The 9,509-nt window shown below is 64.2% G+C and carries 10 protein-coding genes and 1 pseudogene; 4 read left to right on the plus strand and 7 right to left on the minus strand.

Annotated features, from left to right (window positions below):
* Positions 1-81 precede the first annotated feature (81 nt).
* Entirely contained in the window at positions 82-996 is a 915-nt protein-coding gene (locus tag EOA79_RS08945; RefSeq protein WP_067319388.1) for a LysR family transcriptional regulator, read from the plus strand.
* On the opposite strand, the gene EOA79_RS08950 is transcribed toward EOA79_RS08945, so the two are convergent.
* The 3 genes and pseudogenes from EOA79_RS08950 to EOA79_RS08960 form a co-directional block, all read right to left on the minus strand.
* On the minus strand, positions 954-2,135 hold the full coding sequence (locus EOA79_RS08950) for an MFS transporter (RefSeq protein ID WP_127335149.1): 1,182 nt from the start codon (positions 2,133-2,135) through the stop codon (positions 954-956). The two genes, EOA79_RS08945 and EOA79_RS08950, sit on opposite strands and share 43 nt — an antisense overlap.
* Positions 2,136-2,364: 229 nt before the next feature.
* Positions 2,365-2,673: a DUF1244 domain-containing protein gene (locus tag EOA79_RS08955; RefSeq protein ID WP_067319384.1), complete on the minus strand. Its 309-nt coding sequence runs from the start codon at positions 2,671-2,673 to the stop codon at positions 2,365-2,367.
* Between the two features lie 29 nt (positions 2,674-2,702).
* A pseudogene (locus EOA79_RS08960) lies at positions 2,703-3,480 on the minus strand (N-formylglutamate amidohydrolase).
* A gap of 214 nt (positions 3,481-3,694) precedes the next feature.
* Here EOA79_RS08960 and EOA79_RS08965 point away from each other — a divergent pair.
* Together EOA79_RS08965 and pyk are read left to right on the plus strand one after the other, a co-directional pair.
* The gene (locus EOA79_RS08965; protein ID WP_170950279.1) at positions 3,695-4,213 is read left to right on the plus strand and encodes a DUF1036 domain-containing protein; all 519 of its coding nucleotides are present in this window, start codon (positions 3,695-3,697) and stop codon (positions 4,211-4,213) included.
* The gene (gene pyk, locus EOA79_RS08970; RefSeq protein WP_067319379.1) at positions 4,210-5,637 is read left to right on the plus strand and encodes a pyruvate kinase; all 1,428 of its coding nucleotides are present in this window, start codon (positions 4,210-4,212) and stop codon (positions 5,635-5,637) included. The genes EOA79_RS08965 and pyk overlap by 4 nt, the downstream gene beginning before the upstream one ends.
* A gap of 151 nt (positions 5,638-5,788) precedes the next feature.
* Here the strand turns inward: pyk and EOA79_RS08975 are convergent, their stop codons facing one another.
* From EOA79_RS08975 to ykgO, 3 genes are all read right to left on the minus strand, one after another.
* The gene (locus tag EOA79_RS08975) at positions 5,789-6,847 is read right to left on the minus strand and encodes an alpha/beta hydrolase (protein WP_095824059.1); all 1,059 of its coding nucleotides are present in this window, start codon (positions 6,845-6,847) and stop codon (positions 5,789-5,791) included.
* A gap of 295 nt (positions 6,848-7,142) precedes the next feature.
* Positions 7,143-7,760 (minus strand): hypothetical protein, encoded by a 618-nt coding sequence (locus tag EOA79_RS08980; protein WP_067001924.1) that lies wholly within the window; start codon positions 7,758-7,760, stop codon positions 7,143-7,145.
* Between the two features lie 109 nt (positions 7,761-7,869).
* Positions 7,870-7,995, minus strand: a complete 126-nt coding sequence (ykgO, locus tag EOA79_RS08985) for a type B 50S ribosomal protein L36 (protein ID WP_040974291.1) — start codon at positions 7,993-7,995, stop codon at positions 7,870-7,872.
* 335 nt (positions 7,996-8,330) lie between these two features.
* Here ykgO and EOA79_RS08990 point away from each other — a divergent pair, with 335 nt between their 5' ends.
* Positions 8,331-8,747 (plus strand): lysozyme inhibitor LprI family protein, encoded by a 417-nt coding sequence (locus tag EOA79_RS08990; RefSeq protein ID WP_067002206.1) that lies wholly within the window; start codon positions 8,331-8,333, stop codon positions 8,745-8,747.
* Positions 8,748-8,753: 6 nt separating this feature from the next.
* On the opposite strand, the gene EOA79_RS08995 is transcribed toward EOA79_RS08990, so the two are convergent.
* The coding region (locus tag EOA79_RS08995) for an ATP-grasp domain-containing protein (RefSeq protein WP_128292972.1) at positions 8,754-9,509 on the minus strand (756 nt) is incomplete at its 5' end.

The following is a 9,509-nucleotide window of genomic DNA, read 5'->3' on the forward strand; positions in this document are numbered from 1 at the left end:
CTTGCGTTTGCCCGCTTAATCTGACGTCTTCAAAGTCGAATGGAAATTGACTAAGATCGGCACTCTGTTATTCAAAAACGAATGAATGAATTCGACTGGAATCTGATCAAGAGCTTCGTCGTGGTGGCCGAGACCGGCAGCCTTTCGGCCGCCGCGCGCAAGCTCGCATCAAGCCAGCCGACGCTCGGCCGCCACATCGCCGAGCTGGAGCAGGCGCTCGGCGTCACGCTGTTCCGGCGCGGGCGGCGCGGCTACGAACTGACGGAGGCAGGCAGCGCACTCTACGAGCGCGGAAAGGCAGTCAGCGAGCAGGCCAATGCATTCTCATTGCTTGCGCTGGGCTCGGTCGAGGCGATCGAGGGTACGGTGCGCATCGCTGCCTCGGAGGTGGTTGCGGCCTGCGTGCTGCCGCAGATCACGGCGCGCCTTGGCGAGGAAGAGCCGGGCATCGAGGTCGAGATCGTCGCTTCCAACCAGGTCGAGAACCTGCTGCGGCGCGACGCCGACATCGCCATCCGCATGGTCAGGCCGGCGCAGAACGAGCTGATGGCGCGCAAGGTCACCGATATCGCGCTCTGCATATGTGCTGCGAAATCCTATCTCGACCGACATGGACGCCCGCAGAAGCCGAGCGATCTCGTCGACCATCCTTTGGTCGGTTTCGACCGCAGCGATGAGATCGTTCGCGGCCTCACCGCGTTTGGCATCCCGGTCAGCCGCAGCAACTTCCGCTTCAGGACCGACAACCAGATCGTGCTGTGGGAGGCGGTGCGGGCCGGCAATGGCATCGGCATCGGCCAGGAGCCGCTCGCTAGCCGCGATCCTCGACTGGAGAAGCTGTTGCCGGAGGTTCCCTTGCCCGAGCTGCCGGTGTGGCTTGCAATGCACCGTGACGTGCGCACCAGCATGCGCATCCGCCGCGTCGCGGATTTCCTGCATGAAGAGCTGAAGCGCTACTCCGCCGGCGCAGGCTCGGCGGCAAATTCGGCGCGGTAAGCGAGGTTCGCCATCAACAGCACGATGACCAGCAGGCCGGAAAGCGCTACGAAGATCGGGCCGAAGCTCGAATGCTCGGCGACGAAGCCGATCGCCGACGGCGCCACCAGGATTCCTGAATAGCCCATCGTGGTGACGACGCTCATGCCGGTGCCGGAAGACAAGCCTTCCTGGTTGCCGCCGGCCGAAAACAGGATCGGCACCATATTGGCGATGCCGAAACCGCAGAAGGCGAAAGCGGCAATGGCAAGATAAGGCGAGGGGGAGAGGCCGGCCACCAACATGCCGGCGGCAGCGACAAGCGCCGAGCCGCGCAGCGTCGCCACCGCGCCGAAGCGGTTGCGCACGCCGTCGCCGAGAAAGCGCATGAGCGCCATGACGCCGGAGAAGGCAGCATAGGCGAGGCCGGCAATCGCAAGGTCGGCGCCGAGCTCCTGCTGGAGGTAGAGCGCGGCCCAGTCGAGCACGGCGCCCTCTGAGACCATGGTGAGCAGCGCCATCAACCCGACCAGATAGACAATTGTGTGCCGCGGCAGCGTAAATTTCTGATGCCCGGCGGCCTGCGGCCTGTCGTCGGCGATGAGGTAGCGAACAGCAAAGGCGATGACCAAAAAGGCGAGCGCCGTCACCGCAATCGCATGCGTGAGATAGCCGTAGTTCTGAATGGAATAGCCACCAAGCGCGCCGCCGGCGAAGCCGCCGAGGCTCCAGAAGCCATGCGAGGACGACATGATGGCGCGGGAGAGCCGTCGTTCGACGATCACCGCGTTGGAATTCATGGCGACGTCCATGCCGCCGATCGAGCCGCCGAAGACGAGCATCGCGAGGGCCGCGAGCGGCACGTTGGGCGCAAGTGCCGCGACCAGCAGGCCGAAACTGCCGCAGATGCCGAACCAGCGCAGCACGGGGCGCGAGCCGTGCCTGGAAATGAGATGGCCGCACCAGGTCATCGCCATCACCGCGCCGACACCAAACAACAGGATCAGCAGGCCGAGGGTGAATTTCGAGATGTCCAGCCGGGTCAGAAACACCGGGATCTGCGGCGCCCAGCTGCCGGTGAGAAAGCCATTGGCCAGGAAAATGCCGGCAACGGCCCAGCGGCCGCGCGTCGCGGCTTGCCTTGTGGTTTGCACGCTCATGGTTTGAAGTCCGAATGCTTTGCGCGGCAAATTAGATCGATTCAATTTGTAGTCAAGAAGCGCTATGGCAGAAGCGTTGGACCAAGAGGCGCGGACCTGTGAGGAATGGGCTCTACTTTGGAGATTTGGCCGAAACGCCTCCTTCGCCATCCATGGGCGAAGCAGGAGCGAAGCGACGCGCGCAGACCCTGGGATGACAAAGCAGCAGGGGCGAGCCAAATAGGACCGTTCAATGATCCTTCGGCCGCCTGGCCTCGAACTCAGCCTTCTTGGCCTCGGAGGCTTCGGTCTGGTTGAGCGCCTGCCATTCGGCATAGGGCATGCCATAGATGATCTCGCGCGATTCGTCCTTTGTCAGCGCAATGCCGTCGGCCTCGGCCGCCTCGCGATACCAGTTCGACAGGCAGTTGCGGCAGAAGCCGGCCAGGTTCATCAGGTCGATGTTCTGGACGTCACCGCGTGCGCGCAGATGCTCGACCAGCCGGCGGAAGGCGGCGGCCTCGAAATCGCGTTTCCGTTCTTCGCTGAGTTCGGTCATTTCGTGGTCCCCGGCCTCTCGGCCGTTTTTTAGGCCGGCCCGGTGCGCGAGCCGAACATCTTCACCTCGTGTATATCGGCACGGCGGTCGACGGCGTCAACGATCGGAGCCAATCGCTCCGCCCATTGAACAGCGCCAGCGCGGTCGGCGATCAGGTCCTGACGGATCTCGAGCAGGGCATGGGCATAGCCGTTGACAATGGCATGGCGGAACATGGTGTCGCCGCGCAGCGCGCCGTCATAGGGCTCGTTGTCGCCGACGATCAGCGCCTTGTCTTCGGCCAGCATGTCGATCAGCGGCCGCGCAACGCGGTCGTCGCGGTCCCACAAGATGCCGACATGCCAGGGGCGGATGAAGCCTTGCATGCGAGGGGTGAAGGAATGCACCGAGAAGATGAACGGCGCTTTGCCGGAGGCCTGCGCCACCGAGGAAATCATCGCCCCGACCGCGTCGTGATAGGGGCGGTAGAAGCGGTCGAGCCGTCTCTCCCGCTCCTCGGCGGCCATGGGATAGTTTCCCGGCACGACGGTACCGTCATAGAGCTGGCGGATCAGCGTCGGGTCGTCCTCGCCCCGGTTGGGGTCGATCAGAAGGCGGGAGAAGCCGGCCAGCACGGCCGGCGCATCGAGCGCCGCCGCCAACTCGCGCGTCACCGTCTCGACGCCGATGTCATAGGCGATGTGGCGCTCGAACTCGGCAGCCGGCAGGCCGAGGCTGCCATACTCTTCCGGCAGCCAGAAGCACGATGCCCTTCTTGCGGTCGCCCTCGACGATGTCGAAGGGCGCGAAAGCTGTGGATCGGGTCATCGGCTGAAAACGGTCTGTTCGCTGGCGTCCGGGCGGGGTGGTATCGTCATTCCACGAAGAGGACTGAGGCGCAATGCCGTTGTTTGGCCACGGTTTCTGCAAAGAATCCCGGATGGGACGCCAAATCGTTCACCGGACCCTTCTAAATCGATTGGAATTGAATAAAACGGCGCGTTGACATGCGCCCGGAGTTTGCTGAAAAGGTGCTTCGACGATGCAGATGTGGTTCGCCAAGGGTTTTGGATTGGGTTGCGCCGGCAGGCTGCGCAAGCGCCTGAGCCTGCCGCTCCTGATCTTTGGCGCGGGCCTGTGCGCGCTCGCCGCGACCTCGCCGGCGCGCGCCGACTTCCGCGTCTGCAACGCGACGCAGAACCTGGTCGGCGTCGGCATCGGCTATCGGGCGAAGGCCGGCTGGATCACAGAGGGCTGGTGGCACATCGAGGGGTCGACCTGCAAGACGCTGATCGAGGGGCCGCTGTCATCAAGGTTTTACTATCTTTATGCAGAAGACGCCGAGCGCGGCGGGCGTTGGGACGGCCCGATCAACATGTGCGTCGCCGAAAAAGAGTTCAAGATTGCCGGCGTGAATGATTGCGTCGCCCGGGGCTTTCAGCGCGCCGGATTTCAGGAATATGACACGGGCGAGCAGGCAAGCTGGATGGTCCAGCTGACTGACGAGCCCGCAACGGGCGGCGCGCCAGCGGCCCCCGCTCCGGGAACGAACAATCAATGAGACGTAACCGCAAGGTCAAGATCCTCGCCACCATCGGTCCGGCTTCCTCCTCCGAGGAGATGCTGCGAAAGCTCTTCGAGGCAGGCGCCGACGTCTTCCGCATCAATATGAGCCATACCGACCACGAGCTGATGCGCACGCTTGTCGGCCGCATCCGGGCCGTCGAGGCGGCGGTCGGGCGGCCGATCGGCATTCTCGCCGATCTTCAGGGGCCAAAGCTCAGGGTCGGCAAGTTCGCCAATGGCAAGGAAGCACTGACCGTCGGCCAGACCTTCACGCTGGATGACAGTCCGGAACCCGGCACGTCGAAGCGCGTCTACCTGCCGCATCCGGAAATCCTGAACTCGGTCGAGGCCGGTCACCGTCTTTTGATCGATGACGGCAAGCTGGAGCTCAAGGCGGTCAAGAGCGACGGCAAGTCGATCGCCTGCACGGTGGTCGCCGGCACCGGCATCTCCGACAAGAAGGGCGTCAGCCTGCCCGACACCGATCTGCCGGTCGGCGCGCTGACCGAGAAGGACCGCGCCGATCTCGACGCGGTGCTGGCGGCAAGCGTCGACTGGGTGGCGCTGTCGTTCGTGCAGCGGCCGGAGGATCTGGCCGAAGCGCGCAAGATCGCGCGCGGCCGGGCCCTCATCATGGCCAAGATCGAAAAGCCGCAGGCGGTGGCGCGCCTGGCCGAGATCATCGAACTCTCCGACGCGCTGATGGTCGCGCGCGGCGATCTCGGCGTCGAGATGCCGCTCGAGGCCGTGCCCGGCATCCAGAAGCAGATCACGCGAGCCGCCCGCCGCGCCGGCAAACCGGTGGTGATCGCGACCCAGATGCTGGAATCGATGATCACCGCACCCGTGCCGACCCGCGCGGAGGTCTCGGATGTGTCGATCGCCGTCTTCGAAGGCGCGGACGCGATCATGCTTTCGGCCGAATCCGCCGCCGGCGCCTACCCGGTCGAGGCGGTCGCGATGATGAACCGCATCGCCACCAAGGTCGAAGCCGACCCGACTTATGCCGGCATCATCAACGCCCAGCGCTCGGAACCGGAAGCGACCGGGGCCGACGCCATTTCGCTCGCTGCGCGCGAGATCGCGGAGACGCTGAAACTGTCGGCGATCATTTCCTACACCGCCTCTGGAACAACTGGTCTGCGCGCCGCGCGCGAACGGCCGCAGGTGCCGATCGTGGCGCTGTCGCCGATCGTCAACACGGCGCGCCGGCTCTCGCTTCTGTGGGGTACGCATTGCGTGGTCTCGGAGGACGCTATCGACCTCGACGATATGGTCGACCGCGCCTGCCGCATTGCCCTCGAGGAAGGCTTCGGCAAGCCGGGCGACCGCGTCATCATCACGGCGGGCGTGCCGCTGAGGACGCCCGGCTCCACCAACATGCTGCGCATCGCCTATGTCGGCTCAGAGACGCACTAAGGTATGCCCGTATTCAGGTGGGACCGGCCTGTGAGGCGCGCCTTTCCTGCGCTTCCGGGGCTCATGTGGTCAAGTCGCTCCGCTCCGGTTCTGGGAATCCGCTCTGCTCGGCTCGGCCTAATTTGAATCTCGACACCTTCCGGTCCCGAGCTTAGCCCGGCGCCAGCTCGGCGTCCGGCACCTTCAGTTCCGGGTACCTGTCAGCGCCTTGCGCGTCGCCGGCGATCCGGCTTTCCACAACACTCGCCATCGACTGCAAGTCGACCGGCGCGCCGGCCGCCCTTTCGATGGCGCCGACGACGAGGTCGGGGGCGATCCAGTCGGGCTTGTGGCCGAGATTCGCGACCCAGACCAGCTCGGCGCCGGGAATGTCGTGTTCGAGGCCGACGGAATGGACCGTGGCATAGACCACCTTGTCGCGATCGCCGGAGATGACCAAGGTCGGCGCCTTGATCTCACGGTAGCCAGGCGAGGCAGCGCGCACATAATCGTAAAGTCGGGCCACATCGCGGGCGTTGGCGCGGAAGGCAGGCGGCCTCAGAACAAGCGGAATGGAAGCCTTGCCGATATAGCCCTTCGGCACATTGTTCGGTGAAAACACGCAGGCCGTGGCATTGCCGATCCGCAGCATGCCCGCCGCGTAAGCAATGGTCTCGGAAAACAGCCAGCCGACCACCGGAACAGCCGTCAATTTGTAATACCAGGCGGTCGCGCCGCCCGGCCACGGATGGCTCACGGGCGCCAGGAAGACGAGGCCGAGCGTCTTTTGCGGATGCTGGCGCGCGAAGGCGGTTGTGACCGCGCCGCCGAAGGAATGGCCTATGATGATCGCCCTTGCGATGCCGAGCCGATCCATCAACGCGGCGACAGTGTCGGCCTGCGCCGCCAGCGTTTCGTTGTCGCCGCGCTCCGACCAGCCGAAGCCCGGTCGGTCGAGGAACAGCAGCTCGGCGCGGCCCTCGAGCAAAGGCCTCAGCGGCAGCATCTGGTCCTTGAGATTGGCACTGGCGCCATGGATGAAGACGACAGGCGGCAGATCGGCGCCGGCGGCGGGGACGTGGACATAATGGATGCGGGCACCATCGATGTCGGCGAATGCGCCGATCGGCGGATTGCGGCGCTCGATCAGCCAGACGCCGGCGCGGGTAATGCCGGCAAGGGCGATGAGGAAGGCAACGAGGGGGAGGAGCGCGAGGCAGATGAGGTCCATGCGGAAAGTACGGGCGAGTGGATTTAGTTTAGGAGCACGGCGAGTTTGGCGAGCTGGCGGCCTGCTGCCAGCCCAAATTATTGCCCGCTTCGGTGGAGTATCGCAAATGTTCAGCTTGGCCGGCCTGTCAACGTCAGGACGAAGCAGGAGCGAAGCTCCGTCGCGAAGCCGCTGGCATCCACGCCGTCACCTTGCGCGACGGCTGCAGGGGAGCAGAGGTCTGCACCACCGTCGCGGCGCGGAAAGTCACGGCATGGTCGTTGGGTCAAGCCCGAGGATGACGAAGAGCTGCCCCTCAAATGCCCTCGCCGGCCAGGTCTTCCGACAGCGTCGAGACCTGGCCCTGGGCGCTGCGCATCATCGGATAGATGGTGAGCACCTTCTGCCAGGCTTCCAGCGCCGACTGCTTGTGGCCGGTCTCGGCCATGATCTGCGCGAGACCGGACAGCGCGCCGAAATGGCGCGGTTCGAGCCGCAGCGTGTGGTCGATGTCCGACATCGACTTTCCATAGTTCTTCATCAGGAAATGCACGGTAGCGCGGCGGTTCCAGCCTTCGGCATAATCGGGCTGCAAGGTCACCACCTGATCGAGGAAATCGAGCGCGACGTCGAATTTCTGGTCTTCCGCCGCCCTTTGCGCCCATCGCATCATCAGGTCGATCGAGGCGCTGCCGGACTGGTTCCACTCATTCCAGATGCGGCCGGCGATGCGTTCGGCGGCCTTCTCGTTGCGCTCGCGTCTGAGATCGGCAAAGAGCTGGTCGAGCCGTCCCTGCCTAGTCGAGGCGACCGGCGGAGGCGTGATGGCGGGCGGCGGCGAAGCGGCGGGCGGCGTGGCCTCATCCTGCGCCGAAGCGGGCAAGGTCGTTCCGGAAAGGACGAGGGCAATGAAGAATGCAAAAAGAATCCGCATGTCCGGAATCTAGTCCCGGACGGCGGATCGTCAAAATGATTTTAGCGTGAGGGTCCGGCGAACCGGCAGTCGACATCAGCGGCGCGGCGCTTAGCGCCGCGCGCAAGTCTCAGCCCTGGCGCGCCTTGTAGCGCGGAGCGGTCTTGTTGATGATGTAGATGCGTCCCTTGCGGCGAACCAGCCGGTTGTCGCGGTGACGCGCCTTGAGCGCCTTGAGCGAGTTCTTGATCTTCATGGTCTTGCCTGTTCGGTCGGGGGCCCGGTCCCGGGCCGAATTTTAAAGGCGCGCCCGAAAAAAGCGCGCCTTGAACTTGCGTGGCTCATAAACGAGGAGCCTTGCCCGTGTCAACCGCAAGCGGGCGGCTCTTATGCCGCAAATGGTGCGCTGATCAAATATTCGCCATAGGTAACGCGCGGCATTGCGCGACTCAGAGGCGGCTGGAATGTTGCGGGCCACGCCAGAGCGGGACATAGGTCCCCTCCGGTTATGTCTATTTGTTTAGCCGCATTTCTGCGACGCCAAGCGATTCCTCTAGGTTGCAGATGCTCTCAGCGAAACGGAGTCTTATCATGCGCCGTCTCTTTCTGCCCGCATGCCTTGTCCTCATCGCGACGGTTCCGGCTGCATGGGCCGAGGACTGCGATCGCAGCGACGACAGCCAGTCGATGATGAATATCTGCGCCAATGCCGATTATCAGGCGGCCGATGCCAAGCTCAACGCCGCCTACAAGGATATTGTCGGCCGCAATGACGAGAAGGCCAACAAGTTGCTGCAGACCGCACAGCGCGCCTGGATCACCTTCCGCGACGCCGAATGCGCCTATTCGACCGCCGACAGCGAGGGCGGTTCCATCCACCCGATGGAGGTTTCGCAATGCCTGACGGAGCTGACGACCGAGCGCACCAAGCAACTCACCTCCGGCCCCAACTGCCAGGAAGGCGATCCGAGCTGCGCCAGCCCGGACGAGGACGAAGACGTGCAGTAGTCGGCGTTAGCGCCGACGCTCAATGCGCGTGAAATGGCCCATCTTGCGGCCGGGCCGCGACTCGGCCTTGCCGTAGAGATGCAGCATCACGCCGGGCTCGGCGAGCAGCGCCGGAACCTTCAGCATGTCATCGCCGATCAAGTTTTCCATGACACAGTCGGAATGCCGTGCAGGCGAGCCCAGCGGCAGGCCGGCGATGGCGCGGATATGCTGTTCGAACTGCGAAACGATGCAGGCGGCTTCCGTCCAGTGGCCGGAATTGTGGACACGCGGCGCCAGCTCATTGGCTAAAAGCGAACCGTCGGCAAGCACGAAGAACTCGACGCCGATGACGCCGACATAGTCGAGCGCCGCAAGGATTTTTGCTGCCGCTTGCTTCGCCGCCGATGCGGTGTCCGGTGCGATGGCGGCCGGCAATGTCGACGTTCGCAATATGCCTTCGCGATGGATATTCTCGGCCGGATCGTAGGCTGCAACCGAGCCGTCCTGCCCGCGCGCGGCAATCACCGAAATCTCGCGCTCGAAAGCGACCAGCGATTCGAGGATCAGCGGCACATTGCCCATCGCCTCGCAGGTGCCGGCAAAGCCGCCGGTCTCCATGTTGCGGAAGACGCGCTGGCCTTTGCCGTCATAGCCCATGCGGCGCGTCTTCAGCACGCCGCTGCCGCTGAATTTCTTCAGCGCGGCCGTCAGCTGCTCGTCATTGTCCACTGGGCAGAATTCGGCTGTGGGAACGCCGATGCCGTTCAGGAAGCTTTTTTC

The sequence above is a fragment of the Mesorhizobium sp. M1A.F.Ca.IN.020.03.2.1 genome (assembly GCF_004023205.1).
Classification (GTDB): Bacteria; Pseudomonadota; Alphaproteobacteria; order Rhizobiales; family Rhizobiaceae; genus Mesorhizobium.

Coding starts and splice junctions, on each gene's coding strand:
- EOA79_RS08950 (WP_127335149.1), bottom strand. CDS start 2,135: ATGAGCGTGCAAACCACAAGGCAAGCCGCGACGCGCGGCCGCTGGGCC.
- EOA79_RS08955 (WP_067319384.1), bottom strand. CDS start 2,673: ATGACCGAACTCAGCGAAGAACGGAAACGCGATTTCGAGGCCGCCGCC.
- EOA79_RS08945 (WP_067319388.1), top strand. CDS start 82: ATGAATGAATTCGACTGGAATCTGATCAAGAGCTTCGTCGTGGTGGCC.
- pyk (WP_067319379.1), top strand. CDS start 4,210: ATGAGACGTAACCGCAAGGTCAAGATCCTCGCCACCATCGGTCCGGCT.
- EOA79_RS08990 (WP_067002206.1), top strand. CDS start 8,331: ATGCGCCGTCTCTTTCTGCCCGCATGCCTTGTCCTCATCGCGACGGTT.
- ykgO (WP_040974291.1), bottom strand. CDS start 7,995: ATGAAGATCAAGAACTCGCTCAAGGCGCTCAAGGCGCGTCACCGCGAC.
- EOA79_RS08975 (WP_095824059.1), bottom strand. CDS start 6,847: ATGGACCTCATCTGCCTCGCGCTCCTCCCCCTCGTTGCCTTCCTCATC.
- EOA79_RS08965 (WP_170950279.1), top strand. CDS start 3,695: ATGCAGATGTGGTTCGCCAAGGGTTTTGGATTGGGTTGCGCCGGCAGG.
- EOA79_RS08980 (WP_067001924.1), bottom strand. CDS start 7,760: ATGCGGATTCTTTTTGCATTCTTCATTGCCCTCGTCCTTTCCGGAACG.